This is a genomic window from Salinarimonas soli (assembly GCF_008386575.1).
In the GTDB taxonomy this organism is placed as follows: domain Bacteria; phylum Pseudomonadota; class Alphaproteobacteria; order Rhizobiales; family Beijerinckiaceae; genus Salinarimonas_A; species Salinarimonas_A soli.
This window is the reverse complement of sequence record NZ_VUOA01000018.1, coordinates 1-20260: the sequence shown is the minus strand read 5'-3', so window position 1 is coordinate 20260 and position 20260 is coordinate 1. Positions and strand designations below refer to the sequence as shown.

Sequence of the window (20260 nt, the reverse complement as noted above, 5' to 3'; positions counted from 1 at the left end):
GTCGCCGGAACGTGTGCCCAAGCGCAGCCCACGGGGTTCATGGCCCAAGGGATAGCTTGCGCTTTGCGCAAGCGTGACTAATGAATGGGCACAATGAGCGTTGATCAGAAATTGGGCGACCCGCTCGTCATCGGCTCCGTCGTGCTCGACGGACGGGCGATCCTGGCGCCGTTGTCGGGCGTGACCGACGTCGTGGTGCGCCGCATCGCCCGGCGCTTCGGCGCGAGCCTCGTCGTGTCCGAGATGGTGGCCTGCGACGACTATGTCCGGGGCGCTGAGGAGGCGCGGCTGCGCGCCGAAGGGGAAGGGGTGACGCCCCACGTCGTCCAGCTCGCCGGCTGCGACGCCCACTGGATGGAGCGCGCGGCGCGGCTCGCCTGCGATGCGGGCGCCGACATCATCGACATCAACATGGGCTGCCCCGCCAAGCGGGTGACCGGCGGCTGGGCGGGCTCCGCCCTCATGCGCGACCTCGACCACGCAGCCGCGCTGATTGAGGCCGTGGTCCGGGCCGTGCGCATTCCGGTCACCGTCAAGATGCGGCTCGGCTGGGACGAGCGCATGCTGAACGCGCCCGAGCTGGCGCGCCGGGCCGCCGAGGCGGGCGCCGCCGCCGTCACGGTGCATGGCCGCACCCGCCAGCAGTTCTACAAGGGCTCCGCCGACTGGTCGGCCATCGCTCCCGTGGCCGCTGGCCTCTCCATCCCGCTCGTCGCCAACGGCGACGTGACCTCCCTCGACGACGCCCGCCGCTGCCTCGCGCAGTCGGGCGCCGACGCCGTGATGATCGGGCGCGCCGCCATGGGCCGCCCCTGGCTCGTCGGTCAGATCGCGTCGGGCCTTGCGGGCCGGCCCGTCCGCGAGCCGGACGCCGCCGAGAAGACGGCTGCGGCGGTCGAGCATTACGAGGGCCTGCTCTCGCTCTATGGCGCGCGCATGGGCGTGCGCCACGCCCGCAAGCACCTCGCCGCCTATGCCGACGAGGCCGGCGCAGCGGGCTACGGCCTCGCCGAGGCCGATCGCGCGGCCCTGGTGCGCATGGACGACCCGGCAGCCGTGGTGGCTCTGCTCCGACGCCTCTATGCCGAGCCGGTGCGGCGGGCCGCATGACGCCGATCGCGAGCGACCTCATCCTGAACGCGCTCCCGATGCCGGTGCTGACGCTCGCGGCCGACGGCGCGATCCTCAACGCCAACAGCGCGGCCGAGTCGTTCTTCGACATGAGCCTCAGGGTGATGCGCCGGCAGACGCTCGCCGAGATCATGCCCTTCGGCTCGCCCGTGGTGGCCCTCGCCGCGGAGGTCAGCCGGCGCGGCGCGAGCGTGAGCGAGTACCGGGTGGACCTCGGGAGCCCCAGGATCGGCGCCGAGCGCATCGTCGACGTGTTCGCCACGCCCCTGGAGGAGGGCAGCGAGGTCATCGTCCTGATGCTCCAGGAGCGCACCATCGCCGACAAGATGGACCGCCAGCTCAGCCATCGCGGCGCGGCCCGGTCCATGACGGCGCTGGGCTCGATGCTCGCTCACGAGATCAAGAACCCGCTCTCCGGGATCCGCGGCGCCGCCCAGCTCCTCGAGGGCTCGGTGGACGACAGCGACCGGCTGCTCACGCGCCTCATCTACGAGGAGGTCGACCGCATCGTGAAGCTTGTCGAGCGGGTGGAGCTGTTTGGCGACGAGCGGCCCGTCGAGCGCGGGCCGGTCAACGTCCACGGCGTGCTCGACCACGTGAAGCGGCTCGCCCAGTCCGGATTCGCCCGCCACGTCCGCTTCGTCGAGACCTACGACCCGTCCCTGCCGCCCGTGCTCGGCAATCGCGACCAGCTCGTCCAGATCGTCCTCAACCTCGTCAAGAACGCCGCCGAGGCGATCGGCATCGACGCGCTGGACGGCGAGATCGTGCTCTCGACCGCCTACCGCACCGGCGTGCGCCTCCAGGTGCCGGGCTCGACCGAGCGCGTCAGCCTGCCCATCGAGGTGAGCGTGCGCGACAACGGGCCGGGCATCCCGCCCGATCTCATGCCCGAGCTGTTCGAGCCCTTCGTCACCACGAAGGCGCAGGGCTCTGGCCTCGGACTTGCTTTGGTCGCGAAGATCGTGGGCGACCACGGGGGCGTCGTGGAATGCGATCCGGCCCCGCGGCGTACCACCTTCCGCATTCTGTTGCCCCTGTACCGTGCCCGTGACGGGCGCGCTGCCGATGACGAGAGCCCGTGAGATGCCCACCGGACAGATCCTTCTCGCCGACGACGACGCCGCGATCCGCACCGTCCTGAACCAGGCGCTTGCCCGCGCCGGTTACGAGGTGCGCTCCACGGGGAATGCCGCGACCCTGTGGCGGTGGGTGTCGCAAGGGGAGGGGGATCTCGTCATCACCGACGTGGTGATGCCCGACGAGAACGCGTTCGACCTCCTGCCGCGAATCAAGAAATCCCGGCCCGAGCTGCCGATCATCGTCATGAGCGCGCAGAACACGTTCATGACCGCCATCAAGGCGTCCGAGCGGGGCGCCTACGAGTACCTGCCCAAGCCCTTCGACCTCAAGGAGCTCGTGGCCATCGTGGGCCGCGCCCTCGCGCGGCCACGGGGCGCCGCGCCGCTCGGAAAGCCCGAGGTGGAGGACATCCCGCTCGTGGGCCGCTCGCCCGCCATGCAGGAGATCTACCGCTCGCTCGCGCGGCTGATGCCCACCGATCTCACCGTGATGATCATGGGCGAGTCGGGGACCGGCAAGGAGCTCGTGGCCCGCGCCCTCCACGATTACGGCAAGCGCCGCGCCGGCCCCTTCGTGGCCGTGAACATGGCCGCGATCCCGCGCGACCTCATCGAATCGGAGCTGTTTGGGCACGAGAAGGGCGCCTTCACGGGCGCGACCGCCCGCAGCGCCGGCCGCTTCGAGCAGGCCGAGGGTGGCACGCTGTTCCTCGACGAGATCGGCGATATGCCGATGGAAGCGCAAACCCGCCTTTTGCGGGTGCTCCAGCAGGGCGAGTACACCACGGTCGGCGGCCGCACGCCCATCAAGACCAACGTCCGCATCGTGGCCGCGACAAACAAGGACCTCAGGATCTCGATCCAGCAGGGCCTGTTTCGCGAGGACCTGTTCTTCCGCCTCAACGTCGTCCCCCTGCGCCTGCCGCCCTTGCGCGAGCGGGCTGAGGACGTGCCCGATCTCGCCCGCCACTTCTTCGCGCTTGTCGCGAAGGAGGGGCTCGCCACGAAGCAGATCGACGTCGAGGCCATGGAGAAGCTCAAGCGCTACCGCTGGCCCGGGAACGTGCGCGAGCTCGAGAACCTGATTCGCCGCCTCGCGGCTCTCTACCCGCAGGACACGATTACGGGCCCCATCATCGAGGCGGAGCTCGACACCCGGCCGATGCCGGCCATGGCACCGTCCGCCGCGGAGGCGAACGGCGGCGACGATCTGGCGAGCGCGGTCGACCGCCACCTCACGCAATATTTCAGCGCCTTCAAGGATAACCTGCCGCCTCCGGGCCTCTATCACCGGATCCTGCGCGAGATCGAAGGCCCACTGATCGGCGCTGCGCTCGCCGCCACGCGCGGCAACCAGATCCGGGCCGCCGAGCTTCTCGGGCTCAACCGGAACACCCTGCGCAAGAAGGTGCGGGACCTCGATCTCCAGGTCATCCGCAACGGACGCTGACCGCTCCGCCGCCCTGCGCCTGTGATTCGCCCGGAGCAGGCCGGCGCTGGGCGACTGCGTCATGGGCTGCCCCGTGCGAGCCCCGCTCGGGCGAGATCACCGGGCAGCTCGGTCGCCGATTGCGCCTCGCTGCCTTAGAAATGTTGAATTCCGATCACAGTGTTGTGTTTCAGCATCAGCTAATCGTATGACTAGCCCCCGTCGTGCGGGCGGTCCGTCTTCCGAGGCACACTTGAACGAACCTGGTTCCACCCGCAGCGCGAGCAGCGTGGACGTCGATCGGCACGCGCCGGGCTGGTTCGGCGCCGTCGCCGTCGCCGCGGCCCTCAGCTCGGCGCTCGCGACCTTCCTGATTCTGTCGGGCCTCACCCCCGTCCTGCCGACCCACGACGTCGTGGTCTGGGCCTTCCGGCTCAATATCGTCCTGGTTCTTGTCCTGGCCGGCACCGTCGTCTGGGAGGCCCGCGGCATCGTGCGCGCCCGCATGGCGCGAGCCGCCGCGGCGGGGCTCCACATCCGCATCGTCGGCCTGTTCAGCCTCGTGGCGACCTTCCCGGCGATCCTCGTCGCCATCGTCGCGATGGTCACCCTGGAGCGCGGGCTCGATCCCTGGTTCACGGGCTGGATCCGCGAGCTCATGCAGCGCACGGGGCAGATCGCGCAGTCTTATCGCGAGCTGCAGTGCCGGACGATGGTTCGCGAGACGAACCTCATGGCGGCGGACCTCAACCGCGCCAAGGTCCTGTTCGACGCGGACCGTAAGGTTTTCGTGGACTTCATGGCGTCGCGTGCGACGTTTCTCGGCTTCCCCGTCGCGATGATCGTGGAGCCGAACGGCAGCGTCGTGGAGCGGATCGACCTCAGGCCGATCGAGGGGCTCAAGCCGCCGGGCGCCGACGACATCGACGACGTGTCCGAGAAGGACGCGTTCTGCTTCGTGCCGCGCGAGGGCAACGTGTTCCGCGCCGCCGTGCGGCTTGCCGCCCATGGCGGCCGGGTGCTGTTCGTCGCGCGGGCCGTCGACAAGGAAGCGGTCGAGTTTCCGGCGCAGGCGGCCGAGGGCATCGCGATCTACGAGGCGCTGGAGAAGAAGAGCCTCGGGACCCAGGTGGCCTTCGCCTCGATGTTCGCGCTCGTGTCGCTCATCGTGCTGTTCTCGGCGGTCTGGTTCGGCCTGCGCTTCGCCAATCGCTTCGTCACCCCGATCCGCCGCCTCATCTATGCCACGGGGCAGGTCGCCCAGGGCAATTTCTACGTCCAGGTGCCCGTGCGGCGGCCGGAGGGCGATCTCGCGCGCCTCGGCGAGACCTTCAACTCCATGACCTCGGAGCTGCGCCGCCAGCACGACAGCCTCCTGACCACGAGCGACCTCATGGACCGCCGGCGCCGCTTCACCGAGGCCGTTCTCGCCGGGGTGTCGGCCGGCGTGATCGGCGTCGACGGGCGCGACGTGATCACGATCGCCAACCCGTCCGCCGAGACGCTGCTCGACCTCGAACGGCAGGACCTCGTCGGCCGGTCCGCCGCGGAGGTGCTGCCCGAGATCGCCGGCCTCCTGGAGGAGGCGAGGGGCTCGCGCCAGCGCCTGCTCCAGCAGCAGATCCAGATGACACGCAAGGGCCGCGAGCGGACGGTCAACGTGCGGGTGACGAGCGAGCAAGCGCGCGGCGAGGATAAGGGGCTGGTCGTCACCCTCGACGACATCACGGACCTCGTCTCAGCCCAGCGCACCTCCGCCTGGGCCGACGTGGCGCGACGCATCGCGCACGAGATCAAGAACCCGCTCACCCCGATCCAGCTCTCCGCCGAGCGCATCCGCCGCAAGTACGGGAAGGTGATCACCACGGATCGCGAGGTCTTCGACCAATGCACCGCGACGATCGTCCGCCAGGTCGACGACATCAAGCGGATGGTGGACGAGTTCTCCTCCTTCGCGCGAATGCCCAAGCCCACCATGGGCGAGGAGGACCTGAGCGAGATCGTCCGTCAGGTCGTCTTCATGATGCGCATCGCGCATCCCGAGATCCGGTTCGACGATGACGGCGCCGCGATCCCCGTGCGGGCCCGCTTCGACCGACGGCTGGTGTCCCAGGCCGTCACGAATATCGTGAAGAACGCCACGGAGGGCATCGCGGCCCTGCCCGAGAGCGAGCGGGGGGAACCCGTCATCCGGGTGAGCGTGAGCGACGATGCCGGGCGGCTGGCGATCGACATCGTCGACACCGGCAAGGGCTTCCCGGCGGAGGGCCGGCAGCGGCTGCTCGAACCCTACATGACCACCCGCGACGGCGGCACGGGCCTCGGACTGCCCATCGTGGGCAAGGTGTTCGAGGAGCACGGCGGCGGGATCGAGCTTCTCGACAATCCGGGGGGCCGGGGGGCGTGGGTCCGCCTGTGGTTCCCCCGCGCGGCCCAGACCAACAGCAACGAGGAGGCTGCCCCCGCGGCGGCCGGCAGACGATTGGCGATTTCATGAGCGCAGACATTCTCATCGTCGACGACGAGGCCGACATCCGCGACCTCGTGGCAGGCATCCTCGAGGACGAGGGGCACCGCACGCGGACGGCCGGTGGCGCTGACGACGCGCTTGCCGCCGTCGCGGCCCGGCGCCCGCACCTGATCTTCCTGGACATCTGGCTGCAGGGTAGCCGCCTCGACGGCCTGCAGGTGCTCGATGCCGTGAAGGCCGAGCATCCCGAGATGCCCGTCGTCATGATCTCCGGCCACGGCAACATCGAGACGGCCGTGTCGGCCATCAAGGCGGGGGCGTACGACTTCATCGAGAAGCCCTTCAAGGCCGACCGGCTCGTGCTCGTGGCCGAGCGCGCCCTGGAGGCCTCCCGCCTCAAGCGTGAGGTGAAGGATCTGCGGGCGCGCTCGGTCCAGGCGAGCCGGATCGCCGGACGCTCGTCCGTCGTCAACCAGCTGCGCCAGACGGTGGAGCGCGTCGCGCCCACCAATGCCCGCATCCTCATCACCGGCGCGCCCGGAAGCGGGAAGGAGCTCACCGCCCGCACGATCCACGGTACCTCGGCGCGGGCGAACGGCCCCTTCGTGGTTATCAACGCCGCCACGATCACGCCCGAGACCATGGAGGCCGAGCTGTTCGGCGTCGAGGCGTCGAGCGAGGGCGGGCGCCGGATCGGTGCGCTGGAAGAGGCGCACGGCGGCACGCTCTACATCGACGAGATCGCCGACATGCCCCGCGAGACGCAGAACCGCATCCTGCGCGTTCTCGTCGACCAGAACTTCCAGCGCGTCGGCGGCACCACCCGCGTCCACGTGGACGTTCGGATCATCTCGTCGTCGAGCCGCGACCTCGCGGCCGAGATCCAGGCGGGCCGCTTCCGCGAGGACCTGTTCCATCGCCTGAGCGTGGTACCGATCCGCGTGCCCTCGCTTCACGAGCGGCGCGAGGACGTGCCCGAGCTCATCGAGTTCTTCATGGACCAGATCTCGTCGGCGACGGGTCTCGCGAGGCGGCGGATCGCCGACGACGCGATGGCCGTCCTGCAGTCGCACGATTGGCCGGGCAATGTCCGCCAGCTGCGCAACAACATCGAGCGGCTCATGATTCTCGCCGTGGGCGACCCGGAGGCGCCCGTCACGGCCGAGATGCTGCCGAGCGAGGTGGGGGCGCTGGTGCCCGTGACCCCGAACGGGGCCGGCGGCGAGAAGCTGATGTCGCTTCCCCTGCGCGACGCCCGCGAGATCTTCGAGCGCGAATATCTGGTCGCCCAGATCGCCCGCTTCAGCGGCAACATCTCGCGCACGGCGGAGTTCATCGGCATGGAGCGATCGGCCCTCCATCGGAAGCTGAAGTCGCTTGGAATCGGCGCTTAAGGCAAGTTGCTCAAAAAATAAGCACCCGCGGGGCGGGAAAACTTGGCAGTCCCCGCCGTTCTCCTCTTGCCATGCAACCGTTCCCGCCCTGTAATGTCGAGGCAGGCTCATGACCGTCCTTCGGGTGGTCACCACGCAAACGGGCAGGCCCGCCCTTCCCCCGAAGGCGGGCTAACGAGGAAAAACACATGGCGGGCGAGCGCGCACAAAATCTCCAGGACACGTTCCTGAACCATGTCCGCAAGAACAAAATCCCTCTGACGATCTTTCTAGTGAATGGCGTCAAATTGCAGGGAGTGGTGACGTGGTTCGACAATTTCTGTGTGCTCCTGCGGCGGGATGGGCATTCCCAGCTCGTTTACAAGCACGCGATCTCCACGATCATGCCGAGCCACCCCGTACAGCTGTTCGAGCCGGACGAGGTCGCCGAGAAGGCCTGACGTGACCGAACCGCGCGCGCCTGGAGAGGAGCGCCTTCAACGGCTCGCCGAGCCGGAGAAGGATGTCGCGGTCGGCACCCGCACCTATGTGGTCGGTCCCTACCTGACGCGCCGGCGCCGGTCGTCGGCGCCCGACGACGGCACGGTCGAGAACCCGCGTCCCGCGGAGGCGCGCCTGTCGGAGGCCGTCGGTCTTGCGGCCGCGATCGATCTTCAGGTGGTCGATGCCTTCGGCGCGCCGCTCTCGGCCCTTCGCCCGGCCACCTATCTCGGCAAGGGCAAGGTGGAGGAGATCGCGGGGCGCATCGTCGCTGACGAGATCGGCCTCGTCGTCATGGATTGCGCCCTCAGCCCCGTGCAGCAGCGCAACCTCGAGAAGGCCTGGGGCTGCAAGGTCATCGACCGCACCGGGCTGATCCTCGAGATCTTCGGGCGCCGAGCCCGGACCCGGGAGGGCGCGCTCCAGGTGGAGCTCGCGCACCTCGCCTACCAGAAGAGCCGCCTCGTTCGCTCCTGGACGCACCTCGAGCGCCAGCGCGGCGGCTTCGGCTTTCTTGGCGGGCCTGGCGAGACGCAGATCGAGGCCGACCGTCGGCTCATCCAGGACCGCATGACCCGCATCGAGCGCGATCTCGAGGCCGTCACGCGCACCCGCTCGCTCCATCGCACCAGCCGACGGCGGGTGCCGTACCCGATCGTGGCGCTCGTGGGCTACACGAACGCCGGCAAGTCGACCCTGTTCAACCGGATGACCCGGGCGGAGGTCTTCGCCGAGAACCTGCTCTTCGCCACCCTCGACCCGACCTCGCGCGCCATCGAGCTGCCCCACGGCGAGAAGTCCATCCTGTCCGACACGGTGGGCTTCATCTCCGATCTGCCCACGATGCTCGTCGCCGCCTTCCGGGCGACCCTCGAGGACGTGATGGAGGCCGACGTTCTCCTCCACGTGCGCGACGTCTCGCACGGCGAGACGGAGGCGCAGGCCCTGGACGTGCAGCATGTGCTGCGCGAGCTCGACATCGACCCGGAGGACCACCGGCGCGTGGTCGAAGTCTGGAACAAGGCCGACCTCCTGTCGGAGGAGGAGCACGAGCGCCTGATGAACCAGATCGCCCGCATGCCGGAGGAGCGCCGGCCCGCGCTCGTCTCCGCCGTGACGGGGGAGGGGGTCGACGCGCTGCTCGCCACGATCGAGGGGCATGTCGGCGCCGGGCGCCACACCTTCGAGATCGGCCTAGACACCGCGGACGGGGCGAGCCTGAACTGGCTCTACGAGCAGGCCGAGGTGATGGACCGGCGGGAGGCGGGGGACACGACGATCCTTATGACGATCCGGATTGCGCCGGAGAAGGAGCCGCGCCTCCTGCAGCGTTTTCCCGCGGCGCGGCAGATCAGCTGATCCCGCGCTCGCGGTCCTTGGCCTCGCCCCACAGGCGCTCCATCTCTCCGAGGCCCGCCTGTGCGGTCGTGCGGCCCTCGCGTTCGAGCGCCGTCTCGATGTGGCGGAAGCGGCGCTCGAACTTCGCGTTCGTGCCGCGCAAAGCCGCCTCCGGATCGACGCCGCAGTGCCGGGCGAGGTTGGCGACCGCGAATAGAAGATCGCCGATCTCGTCCTGGATCGCGGGCTTGTCGCCGCCGGCCAACGCCTCCTCGATCTCGGCGGTTTCCTCGCGGATCTTCGCGATCACCTGACCGGCGTCCGGCCAGTCGAAGCCAACGGTCGCGGCGCGGGTGGTGAGCTTCTCCGCCCGGGTGAGGGCGGGGAGGGCGCCCGGCACGCCGGCGAGGAGGCCGGGGCTCTCGTCGACGCCGCCGCGCGCGGCGCGCCGCTCGGCCTTCTCCTGGGCCTTGATCTCCCCCCACATGCGTTTGATGGCGGCGGGATCGCGGGTCGCACCTTCCCCGAACACGTGCGGATGGCGGCGAATCAGCTTCGACGTGATCGCCTCGACCACGTCGGGGAAGGCGAAGGCGCCCTCCTCCTCGGCCATGCGGGCGTGGAACACGACCTGGAGCAGGAGGTCGCCGAGCTCGTCCCGCAGGTCCGGCAGGTCGCCCCGCTCCACCGCGTCGGCCACCTCGTAGGCCTCCTCGAGCGTGTAGGGCACGATGGAGCGGAAGTCCTGCGCCACGTCCCAGGCGCAGCCGCGCTCGGGGTCGCGCAAGCGAGCCATGATCTCGACGAGACCGGCGATGTCGCGAGATGGGATCATGGGCGGCTCCAAAGCGTTGTCATGGTTCACCACGCTTTAACGCGGCGCGCGCAATTCTTGCCACCTGTTCGTCGAGTCGAGGTTGCGTCATGCGTTCCGAGTCCCGTTCCGCCGTCGTCATCCCCTTCCCGGGCCGCCGTGGCGCACCCTTTGCCCAGAGCGAGCCGAAGGACCTTTTGGATACCGTCTATACGGCAGGCTCGATGCCCGTGACGGCCGACGACCGGTCGACGAAGGCCGCGGTGGCGCGCCTCCATCTGTTCGGGTTCTTCGTGGTCGAGGAGATCGCGGCCGACGGCTCGGCCCGCGTGATGCTCCCCTCCGAGACCGCCCGGCTCGAACTCGTCCGCCCCTGGCGGATCTCGCGCCGTCACGCGAACGGGCGCTCGGCGAATCTCGGCTGACCCCTTCGCCTACGGGGCCGCGAACTCCGCGCGGATCCGGTCCGTGTGCTCGCCGAGACGGGGCACGGGCCCCGGCGCGAACGGCTCTCGACCGGCCGGACGCGGCACGAGAAAGTGCCCCCCGTCGCCCGTCGGGCTCTCCAGGCAGCGCAGGGCGGGATGCCCCGCGAGATCGGCGACGCCTGAGACCCTGGCCCAGGCGATGGCATTCGCCTCAAGAAGCCCGATGGCGTCGCCCTGAGCGAGGGCGGCGAAGCGGGGCGCAATAATGGCGTCGAGAGCCTCTCGGTTGCGTACCCGCCGCGCATTGTCGGCGAAGCGATCGTCGCGCGTCAGGTCCGGCCGTCCGAGCACGCCCTCGCAGAACCGATGCCACTCGCCCTGGTGCTGCACCGCGATCACCACGTCGCCGTCACGGCAGGCGTAGCGGGCATAAGGATAGATGGAGGCGTGCGACAGGCCGTGGCGGGCGGTAGGGCGCCCGCCCTCCGTATGATGGAGAAGCGGGACGCTCATCCAGTCCGCCATGCCGTCGAACATCGCGATCTCGATCGCCCGTCCCCGGCCGGAAGCACCCCGCGCGATCAGCGCCTCCAGGATCGCCGCATGGGCGTTCATGCCCGTCGCGATGTCGGCCACCGAGACGCCGACCTTGGAGGGCGTCTCGGGCGTGCCGGTGACCGCGCAGACGCCGCTCTCGGCCTGGACGAGCATGTCGTAGGCCCGCATGTCGCGATAGGGCGTGTCGCCGCCATAGCCGACGATGTCGACCGCGATCAGGCGCGGATGCAGGGCGGTGAGCGCTGCGGCGTCGAGCCCGAGGCGCGCCGCGGCGCCCGGCGCGAGGTTCTGGACCACGACGTCCGCGTGCGCCGCGAGTCTTTGGGCGAGGGCGAGGCCGTCCGGGCTCTTCAGGTCGAGGACCGCGCTCTCCTTGCTCCGGTTCAACCAGGCGAAATAGGCGCTCAGGCCTTGAACCGCGGCGTCGTAATGCCGGGCCGTGTCTCCCTCCGGGCGCTCGATCTTGATCACGCGGGCGCCCGCGTCGGCGAGGCGTAGCGTGCACATGGGGGCAGCGACCGCCTGCTCAATGGCGACGACGAGGAGGCCTTCGAGGGCGCCGGGCATGGGCCGCCTCAGTAGGAGTGCGGGAGGCCGAGCACGTGCCCGGCGCGGTGGGACAGCATCAGATTCGTGGAGATCGGGGCGGCCGGACGGGGGCGCGTCGGCGCAGATTTGCGCTCGCTGTCATCGAACCCATGCCGCGCGCCTACGGCACTGATCTCTGCGTGGTGGCCCGGGCCGATGCTCACCGGAACACCATGTCGCGTAGGAAAAGCGGGATCGCGGGCACGTAGGTGATGAGGAGGAGGCAGGTGCCGACGACGAGGACGAAGGGCAGGAGGCGCGGGATGATCCGCTCCATGCTGATCCCCGCCACCTGGCAGGCCGCGAAGAGGTTCACCCCAAAGGGGGGCGTGATCATTCCGAGCGCGAGGTTCACCACCATCACGAGCCCGAAATGCACCGGATCGATGCCGTAGCTCGCGGCGATCGGCGCCAGGATGGGCGCGAGCACGATGATCGCCGCGGAGGTCTCTATGAACATCCCGACGACGAACAGGAAGGCGTTCACGGCCAAGAGGAAGCTTGCCTTACCGCCGATGATCCCGGAGATCCACTCGGCCGCCGCGGCCGGCACGCCGGCGCGGGTGATGAGGAAGCTGAACAGGCCCGCCGCGGCGATGATGAACATGATCATCGCCGACGAGATCACGGACTTGCGCAGGATCGGCGCCAGATCGGCGAACGTGATGGCGCGGTAGACGAAGAGGCTCACCACCGCCGCGTAGACCACCGCGACGACGGAAGCCTCGGTGGGCGTGAACACGCCCCTGTAGATCCCGCCGATGATGATCACGGGCATGAGCAGGGCAAGCGCTGCGCTCCTCGTGGCGGCAACCAGGCCCGCCCGTCCCTCGGCGTCGTCGCGTCCCCAGCCCCGCAGCTTGCAGGTCACCCACACGAAGAGGATCAGCGCGAAGCCGATGAGGAGGCCCGGCCCGATGCCGGCGATGAACATCTCGCCGATCGAGACCTCCGCGCTGACCCCGTAGAGGATCATCGGGATCGAGGGCGGGATGATCACGCCGAGCTCAGCCGAGGTGGCCTGGAGGGCCGCCGCGAACTCCTTCGGGTAGCGGTGGCGCACCATGGCCGGGATGATGATGGCGCCGATGGCGAAGGTGGTCGCGACGCTGGAGCCCGACACCGAGGCGAAGATCATGCAGGTGAGCACGCACGAGCAGGCCAGCCCGCCTTGCACGCCGCCGACGAGCGCCTTCGCGAACTCCACGAGCCGCCGGGAGATCCCGCCCGCCTCCATGAGGTTGCCGGCCAGGATGAAGAACGGCACAGCCATCAGCGGAAACGAATCGAGCGTGGTCATCATCTTCTGAGCGACCACGATGAGCGGGATGCTCTCGAAGAGGACGATGCCGCCGATGGAGGCCGCCGCGATGGCGATCGCGATGGGAACGCTCAGCGCGAAGAGCGCCACCATCCCCGCGAGCATGAAGCTGGTCACGGGCGCGTCCCCTCAGACTTCGAGGATCGTGCGGTCGGATGCGACCGCGGCTCCGGCGAGCGTCTCGCGGGCGCTCTCGATCGCACGGGCGATCACGCCCACGATCGCGAGCGCCGCGCCCGTCGGGATCGCGGCGTAGACGAGGGCGATCGGGATGCCCTCGCCCGTGAACGGGTTGTCGATGCCGGCAAGCATCTGGAACTGCGTGCGCTGGACCATCATCACGCCCGACCAAACGAGAACGCCGAGCACGCCGATGGTCAGCCCCGCGATGAGGGCCAGGAGGACGAGCCGCGCGCCGCCCCGCGTCCGGTCCAGGAGGAAGTCGACCGCCATCATCGTGCCGCCCCGGAACGCGATCGCGATCCCGAGATAGACCATCCAGATGTCGAGGGCCCGCGCGGTCACCTCGGACCAGGTGGAGGGCTGCTCGAACACGAAGCGGGTCACGACCTGGTAGAACGAGACCGCGACCGCGAGGACGAGGAACGTCATCGCGGCGCGCGCGGTCCACCGCATGAGGAAGCGGTCGAAGGCGAGGAAGACGGCGATCATCGGAGGCCTTCGCGCGGGAGGCAGGGCGGGCGGCGGGCCGGTCAGTACTGGTAGTTCCGGATCTCGTCGATCTTGGCCTGGCCGAACCGCTTGGCGTACTCGGCGAAAGCCGGCTTGAGCGCCTCCTCGAAGGCCTTGCGGTCGAGGTCGGTCACCACCTCCATGCCCTGCTTGCGTAGCTCCTCCACGCCGTTCTGCGCGTCCTCGAAGGCCTTCTTGCGCATGGCGGCGGCGCCGACCTTGGCGGCCTGCTGGAAGGCTTCCTTCTCCTTCGCGTCGAGCTTGTTCCAGACGCTCGGCGACATGAGGATCAGGGCCGGCGAATAGACGTGTTGGGTCAGCGAGAGATACTTCTGCACCTGCGGGAACTTCGCGGAGAGGATCACGCCGATCGGGTTCTCCTGGCCGTCGACGGTGCCCTGCTGGAGCGCCGTGAACAACTCCGGGAACGCCATGGGCGTCGGCAGGACGCCGATGGTGCGGAAGGCCTGCATGTGCACCTGGTTCTCCATGGTACGCACCTTCAGGCCGCGCGCGTCGTCCGGGGTGCGGATCGGGCGCTTGGAATTGGTGAGGTTGCGAAAGCCGTTTTCGCCCCAGGCGAGCGCGATGAGCCCGTTCTTCGGGAACTGGTCGAGGATGCGCTGCCCGATCGGGCCGTCGAGCACCGCGTGGGCGTGCTTGTAGTCGCGGAAGAGGAACGGGATGTCGGTGAGGAGCGTGTCAGGCACGAAGTTGCCCACGGGCCCCGTCGAGGTGACGACGAGGTCGACGGTGCCGATCTGGAGGCCTTCCACCATCTCGCGCTCGCCGCCGAGCGCGTTCGCCGGGAACTGCTTGATCGTCCACTTGCCGTTGGTGAGCCGCGCCAGCTCCTCGCCCATGGCGGTGGCCGACACGCCGTAATGCGAGGTCGGCGCGAGCGAGTATCCGAGCTTCAGCTCGGCGGCGCCCGCCGCACTGGTCAGGCCGAGCGCCATGGCGCCGGCGAGGATCGTTCTCATGAACATGGACATCTCCCTGGGGCCGGTCTCGCGCCGGTCTCCGTCACGGGCGTGACGCTAATGGCCGCGGGCGCGAAGTCAACGCGCCTGCGGCGGTCCTGCGCACTCCGTTGTGCGAGGCTTCGCAACCGGGCGGAACGGGAGCATGCTATGGCTTGCCCCAAGGTGAACCAACGAGTCCCCCGGGACGCCACCCCGCCCGAGCGCCGGGGCGCCCGACCCCCGCGGGACCGACGAGAGAGGACGCGCGATGACGGTTTCCGACGAGACGGCCCGCACGACGCCGGCGCTCCAGCTCAACGTGATCGGCGGGCGCAGCCGTCCGGCGGGGGACGGCCGCACGCTCGACGTCGTCTGCCCCTCGGACGGCGCCGTGTTCGCCGCCATCGCGCGCTCGGGCGCGGCCGACATCGACGCCGCCGTCACGGCGGCCCGGGCCGCGTTCGAGGGCCCCTGGGGCCGCTTCACGGCGGTGGAGCGCGGACGCCTCCTGTCGCGGCTCGGCGGGGCGATCGCGGCGCGGGTGGACGAGCTCGGCGCGCTCGAGTCCCAGGACACCGGCAAGCCCCTGTCGCAGGGCCGGGCCGACATGGTCGCCACCGCACGCTATTTCGAGTTCTACGGCACCTCGGCCGACAAGCTGCACGGCGAGACGATTCCGTTTCTCAACGGCTACACGGTCGCCGTCGTGCGCGATCCCCATGGGGTGACGGGCCACATCGTGCCCTGGAACTACCCGGCGCAGATCTTCGGCCGCTCCGTCGGCGCCTCGCTCGCCTGCGGCAATGCCTGCGTCGTGAAGCCCGCGGAGGATGCCGGCCTCAGCCTTCTGCGCATCGCCGAGCTCGCCCTGGATGTCGGTTTTCCCGACGGGGCCTTGAACGTCGTCTCGGGCCTCGGCGAGGAGGCGGGCGCGGCGCTCGCGGGCCATCCCGGTATCGACTTTCTCTCCTTCACGGGGAGCCCCGAGGTGGGAGCGCTGGTTCAGGCGGCGGCCGGCCGCAACCACATCGGCTGCACGCTGGAGCTCGGCGGAAAGTCGCCCCAGCTCGTCTTCGCCGACGCCGACCTCGACGCCGCGCTCCCCGTCCTCGTGAAGGCCATCGTCCAGAACGGCGGCCAGACCTGCTCGGCGGGAAGCCGCGTGCTGATCGAGCGCCGGATCTACGACGAGGTCGTGGAGGCGCTGGTGCCGCGCTTCTCGGAGGTGCGGGCAGGCCCGCACCACATGGACCTTGATCTTGGCCCCATGGTCAACGCCGCCCAGAAGCGCCGGGTCGAGGCCTTCGCGGCCCGTGCCCGCCGGGCGGGCGTGCCGGCGCTCGCGGAGGGGACAATCGTCGACGGCGCGCCGGCCGGGGGCTTCTACGTCGCGCCCGTCCTGTTCGGGCCGGTGCCCCGCGCTAACGAGCTCGCATCCGAGGAGGTGTTCGGCCCCGTCCTCTCGCTGATGCCCTTCGACGACGAGGGCGACGGCGTGCGCCTTGCCAACGGCACGCCGTACGGTCTCGTGGCGGGCGTGTGGACCCGCGACGCGGCGCGCTCCATGCGGGTGGCGCGGGCGATGCGGTGCGGGCAGGTCTTCGTCAACGGCTATGGCGCCGGAGGAGGCATCGAGCTTCCCTTCGGCGGCGTGAAGAAGTCCGGCCATGGCCGGGAGAAGGGCTTCGAGGCGCTCTACGAGTTTTCCGCCTCGAAGACGATCGTGCTGAACCACGGATGACGCTCCCCGCATCGGGAGGAGCGAACGAGACCACGAGGGGAGGGGACATGCGCCTAGCCAACAAGACCGCGCTCGTGACTGGGGCCGCCCAGGGCTTCGGCCTCGGCATCGCGGAGACCTTCGCCCGGGAGGGCGCCCGGGTCGCCCTGCTCGATCTCAACGAGGAGGCCGCCCGTCGCGCCGCCGAGACGATCGGCCGGGGGAGCATCGCGCTCTCGGGCGACGTGTCGCAAGCCGCCGACGTCGAGCGCGCCGTCGCAAGTGCGATCCAGGCCTTCGGGCACCTCGACATCCTCGTCAACAATGCGGGCGTGAGCCACCGCAACCGGCCGATGCTGGAGGTGTCCGAGGACGAGTTCGACCGCGTGTTCGCCGTGAACGTGAAGTCGATCTATCTCTTCGCCCGGGCCGCCGTGCCGCATTTCCGCGAGCGGGGAGGCGGGGTGATCCTCAACATCGGCTCCACGGCTGGCATCCGGCCCCGCCCGGGCCTCGCCTGGTACAATGCCTCGAAGGGCGCCGTGAACCTCCTGTCGAAGTCCATGGCGGTCGAGCTCGCCCCCGACCGGATCCGCGTGAACGCCCTCGCTCCCGTCGCGGGCGAGACGCCGCTCCTCGCGACCTTCATGGGCGAGGACACCCCCGAGCGCCGGGCCGCCTTCCGCGCCACGATCCCCTGGGGCCGTCTCTCGACACCGCAGGACATCGCCAACGCCGCACTCTTCCTGTGCTCCGACGAGGCCGAGATGGTCACCGGCAGCGTGCTCGAGGTGGACGGCGGGCGTTGCATCTGAGCGCGCCCGCGGAGCGGAGATCTCCCATGGCTCATTCCTCGTGGCTCGACGCCTTCCTCGTCGAACCTGGCGCGACGATCGACCTCGAAGCCCTCGATCCGCGCGACCGCTCGCGCTTCCCCGACGAGGAGTCGGCGCGCGCCGGGATCGAGGCGGACGCGAAGGCGATTGACGACCTCCAGGACCGCCTCTACGCCGAGGGGCGGCGCTCCCTGCTCGTCGTGCTCCAGGGGACGGACACGAGTGGCAAGGACGGGACCATCCGCCACGTCTTCGGCGCCACGGGCCCTCTGGGCGTCCATGTCCACCCGTTCGGGCCGCCGAGCCGGGAGGAGCTCGCCCACGATTTCCTCTGGCGCATCCACCGGGCATGCCCCGCCCGCGGCACGATCGGCATCTTCAACCGCTCGCACTACGAGGACGTCCTCGTCGGCCGCGTCCGGGGGCTGGCGCCACCCGAGGTGATCGAGCAGCGCTACGCCCAGATCAACGACTTCGAGCGCCTCCTCGTGGAGAGCGGCACGGTGGTGCTGAAGTTCATGCTCAACATCTCCAAGGCGGAGCAGGGCAAGCGCCTGCAGGGGCGTCTCGACGATCCGGCGAAGCACTGGAAGTTCAACGAGGGCGATCTCGCAGACCGCGCGCTCTGGGACGAGTACCGGGAGGCCTACCGAATCATGCTGGAGCGCTGCTCGACGGCCCACGCGCCCTGGCGGGTCATCCCGGCGGACCGCAAGTGGGCGCGCAACGCCGCCATCGCGGCGATCGTGCGCGCCACCCTGGAGGCGATGGATCCCCGCTATCCGGAAACCACCCTCGACGCGTCGTCGATCGTGATCCGCTGACGCCGCATGGTCCCGACCGGCTTCTTCGACCGGCCCGCCCACTTGGTGGCGCGTGAGCTCGTCGGCGCGACGCTCCTCGTGTCGGAGGTGGGCGGGCGCATCGTCGAGACAGAGGCCTACGACCGGGACGATCCGGCGTCCCACAGTTTCTCCGGCCCGACGCCCCGGAACGCCGCGATGTTCGGTCCCGCCGGGCGCGCCTACATCTACCGCTCCTACGGCATTCACTGGTGCTTCAACATGGTCTGCGAGCCCGGCAGCGCCGTGCTGATCCGCGCCGTCGAGCCGCTCCAGGGGCTCAACGAAATGAGCCTGCGCCGGGGAACGAACGATCCTCGCCTGCTCTGCGCCGGCCCAGGCCGCCTGTGCCAGGCGCTCGCCATCGACAGGAGCCTCGACGGCCGTCCCCTCGACGAGCCGCCGTTCCGGATCGAGTCGGCGGGGGCGGGGGAGGTGATCGAGGCCGGGCCCCGGATCGGGATCAGCCGAGGGGTCGAGACGCCATGGCGCTTCGGGCTCCGGGGCTCGCCCTATCTCAGCCGTCCGTTCCGCCGGCCGCGCGGGTAAGTGCTCGCTGATCTCACGCCGCCCCCGCCATGGCCTCGAAGACGAAGGCATGGCGCCGGGCGATCGCCGCCGGATCGGGGCCATAGCCGCCCCCGACGACCGCCACGAGGGGGATGCCCCGGCCCCGCGCCTCGGCAATCACGAAGCGGTCGCGGGCCCGCAAGCCCTCGTCGGAGAGGGCGAGCCGCCCGAGGCTGTCGTCCCGATGCGGATCGACCCCGGCATTGTAGAACACGAGATCCGGCTGGAGCGCGTCGAGCAGCCTCGGCACATGGGGACGCAAAGCCTCCATATAGCCCGCATCGTCGAGGCCGTCGGGCAGGCCGACATCGAGGTCGCCCGTGATCTTGCGCACGGGATAGTTCCGCTCGGCATGCATGGAGAAGGTGAAGAGGTCGGGCTCGTCGGACAGGCAATCCGCGGTGCCGTCGCCCTGATGCACGTCGAGATCGATGACCACCGCGCGGGTGATCGCGCGCTCCCGCTTGAGCGCCCGGGCGGCGATGGCAACGTCGTTGAAGACGCAGAACCCTGCGCCCGTCGCACGCTGCGCGTGGTGGCTCCCGCCGGCGGCGCTGCCCGCAAGCCCATGGGCGAGGGCGAGACGGGCAGCCAGGAGGGTGCCTGCCGCCGACATCCGGGCGCGGCGTGCCACGCCCTCGTCGACAGGCAGCCCGATCCGCCGCTCGATATCGCGCTCCACGGCGCAGGCGAAGACCTGGTCGACATAGGACGCGTCGTGCGCCTCCATGACGAGCTCGCGTGTGGCGGGCTCGGGGCGGAGGAAGCCGTCCGGCGGGACGAGGCCGAGATCGACGAGGCGCTCGGCGAGCAGCCGATACTTCGGCATGGGGAAGCGATGCCCGTCGGGGAGAGGGGCCGCATAGGCCGGATGGGCGACGATCGGTATGGCCATGGGTCCTGGTTCGCTGGGAGGGCTCGCCTCGATTGTTCTGTCGCGGCTGCGGGCGTCAATCGGCTTCCGTGACGCAAGGGCAGGGGATCCCCCGCCAAGGTGCGTCAGACTTGCCCAGAACGGCCGGAAACGCGCCTGTTTTCATAGCTTTGTTGCTCTTCCGAGAGGCAGCCTGCCGCTTTCGGTGTCATTTTTGGCGCTTTTCCGGTTGACGCGTCTGGGTGGGGGGCGTATACCCCCGATCACTGAGACGCGGTCGCCGCCCCGAACGGAGCGGTGGTGCCGAGGTTTCTAGGCTCTTTTCCAGACATGATCGGGCATCATGGTTCGGCGGTCCCCGCCGGGTCTCGATCGTTCGGTGATGTCGATTGGATCGGGATGGCCCTGGTCGTCCGCCCCGGCGAGAAAATCTCGCCAAGCGGTGTTGACCGAGGTTCGTGGTTCTCTTATATGGGGATCACGAGACGCCGCCGACTTGTTCGGCTCCGGCGTCTTTCTGTTTCCAGACAGGTACGCTGATGAGGTCCGGTTCTCGCCGGGCAAGGTCGGTTCGCCCTGTTTCGGTTTTGCTCTTTGACAAGTGAATCGGAGGAGGAAGGGAAGCGTGGGCGGCGTTGTCCTTGCGCTGGGTGCCTTTGGGTGCCTGGGTAAGAGATGGTGCTGGTTTCATGTTGACCTTGGAAGCTCGCTTAAGGTGGATGCCTTG

Annotated in this window: 19 protein-coding genes; 12 read left to right on the top strand and 7 right to left on the bottom strand. The window is 69.6% G+C overall.

Translation table 11 applies throughout. The features are described 5' to 3' along the window. The first annotated feature begins 93 nt into the window (after positions 1-93). From dusB to hflX, 7 genes are all read left to right on the top strand, one after another. Entirely contained in the window at positions 94-1110 is a 1017-nt protein-coding gene (dusB, locus tag F0L46_RS08110; RefSeq protein WP_149816567.1) for a tRNA dihydrouridine synthase DusB, read from the top strand. Continuing rightward, complete coding sequence (locus F0L46_RS08105) at positions 1107-2216, top strand: two-component system sensor histidine kinase NtrB (protein WP_149816566.1); 1110 nt, start codon at positions 1107-1109, stop codon at positions 2214-2216. Before dusB ends, F0L46_RS08105 begins: the two co-directional genes overlap by 4 nt. Before the next feature lies 1 nt (position 2217). After that, positions 2218-3663, top strand: a complete 1446-nt coding sequence (gene ntrC, locus F0L46_RS08100; RefSeq protein WP_149816564.1) for a nitrogen regulation protein NR(I) — start codon at positions 2218-2220, stop codon at positions 3661-3663. 187 nt (positions 3664-3850) lie between these two features. Beyond that, on the top strand, positions 3851-6139 hold the full coding sequence (locus F0L46_RS08095) for a sensor histidine kinase NtrY-like (protein ID WP_149816563.1): 2289 nt from the start codon (positions 3851-3853) through the stop codon (positions 6137-6139). Beyond that, a complete protein-coding gene (ntrX, locus tag F0L46_RS08090; RefSeq protein ID WP_149816562.1) occupies positions 6136-7506 on the top strand; it encodes a nitrogen assimilation response regulator NtrX in 1371 nt (456 codons plus the stop codon). The genes F0L46_RS08095 and ntrX overlap by 4 nt, the downstream gene beginning before the upstream one ends. A 188-nt stretch (positions 7507-7694) precedes the next feature. Continuing rightward, positions 7695-7946, top strand: a complete 252-nt coding sequence (gene hfq / locus F0L46_RS08085; protein WP_149816561.1) for an RNA chaperone Hfq — start codon at positions 7695-7697, stop codon at positions 7944-7946. 1 nt (position 7947) lies between these two features. Further along, the gene (gene hflX, locus F0L46_RS08080; RefSeq protein WP_240539915.1) at positions 7948-9345 is read left to right on the top strand and encodes a GTPase HflX; all 1398 of its coding nucleotides are present in this window, start codon (positions 7948-7950) and stop codon (positions 9343-9345) included. On the opposite strand, the gene mazG is transcribed toward hflX, so the two are convergent. Continuing rightward, positions 9338-10159, bottom strand: a complete 822-nt coding sequence (gene mazG, locus F0L46_RS08075; RefSeq protein ID WP_149816559.1) for a nucleoside triphosphate pyrophosphohydrolase — start codon at positions 10157-10159, stop codon at positions 9338-9340. The genes hflX and mazG overlap by 8 nt on opposite strands. An 89-nt stretch (positions 10160-10248) precedes the next feature. Between mazG and F0L46_RS08070 the strand changes: the two genes are divergently transcribed. Then, positions 10249-10563 carry a hypothetical protein gene (locus F0L46_RS08070; protein WP_149816558.1) on the top strand — a complete coding sequence of 105 codons (315 nt, stop codon included), beginning with the start codon at positions 10249-10251 and terminating at the stop codon, positions 10561-10563. Positions 10564-10572: 9 nt separating this feature from the next. Here F0L46_RS08070 and F0L46_RS08065 read toward each other — a convergent pair whose 3' ends face one another. The 4 genes from F0L46_RS08065 to F0L46_RS08050 form a co-directional block, all read right to left on the bottom strand. Beyond that, complete coding sequence (locus tag F0L46_RS08065) at positions 10573-11691, bottom strand: CaiB/BaiF CoA transferase family protein (protein ID WP_149816556.1); 1119 nt, start codon at positions 11689-11691, stop codon at positions 10573-10575. A gap of 181 nt (positions 11692-11872) precedes the next feature. After that, positions 11873-13150 (bottom strand): TRAP transporter large permease, encoded by a 1278-nt coding sequence (locus F0L46_RS08060; RefSeq protein ID WP_149816555.1) that lies wholly within the window; start codon positions 13148-13150, stop codon positions 11873-11875. A 12-nt stretch (positions 13151-13162) separates the two neighbouring features. After that, positions 13163-13705: a TRAP transporter small permease gene (locus F0L46_RS08055; RefSeq protein ID WP_149816554.1), complete on the bottom strand. Its 543-nt coding sequence runs from the start codon at positions 13703-13705 to the stop codon at positions 13163-13165. A 41-nt stretch (positions 13706-13746) separates the two neighbouring features. Continuing rightward, positions 13747-14715: a TRAP transporter substrate-binding protein gene (locus F0L46_RS08050; RefSeq protein WP_149816553.1), complete on the bottom strand. Its 969-nt coding sequence runs from the start codon at positions 14713-14715 to the stop codon at positions 13747-13749. A gap of 244 nt (positions 14716-14959) precedes the next feature. Between F0L46_RS08050 and F0L46_RS08045 the strand changes: the two genes are divergently transcribed. From F0L46_RS08045 to F0L46_RS08030, 4 genes are read left to right on the top strand one after another with little or no spacing between them, the layout of a single operon-like run. Then, positions 14960-16432: an aldehyde dehydrogenase family protein gene (locus F0L46_RS08045; RefSeq protein WP_149816552.1), complete on the top strand. Its 1473-nt coding sequence runs from the start codon at positions 14960-14962 to the stop codon at positions 16430-16432. Between the two features lie 47 nt (positions 16433-16479). Further along, entirely contained in the window at positions 16480-17226 is a 747-nt protein-coding gene (locus tag F0L46_RS08040) for an SDR family oxidoreductase (RefSeq protein WP_149816551.1), read from the top strand. A 26-nt stretch (positions 17227-17252) separates the two neighbouring features. Then, the gene (locus tag F0L46_RS08035) at positions 17253-18071 is read left to right on the top strand and encodes a polyphosphate kinase 2 family protein (protein ID WP_149816550.1); all 819 of its coding nucleotides are present in this window, start codon (positions 17253-17255) and stop codon (positions 18069-18071) included. Positions 18072-18077: 6 nt separating this feature from the next. Beyond that, entirely contained in the window at positions 18078-18638 is a 561-nt protein-coding gene (locus F0L46_RS08030; RefSeq protein WP_149816549.1) for a DNA-3-methyladenine glycosylase, read from the top strand. A gap of 13 nt (positions 18639-18651) precedes the next feature. Here the strand turns inward: F0L46_RS08030 and F0L46_RS08025 are convergent, their stop codons facing one another. Together F0L46_RS08025 and F0L46_RS26580 are read right to left on the bottom strand one after the other, a co-directional pair. Next, positions 18652-19554 (bottom strand): histone deacetylase family protein, encoded by a 903-nt coding sequence (locus F0L46_RS08025; protein ID WP_149816548.1) that lies wholly within the window; start codon positions 19552-19554, stop codon positions 18652-18654. 457 nt (positions 19555-20011) lie between these two features. Beyond that, positions 20012-20260: hypothetical protein (locus F0L46_RS26580; RefSeq protein ID WP_210247623.1), on the bottom strand; the 249-nt coding region annotated here is incomplete at its 5' end.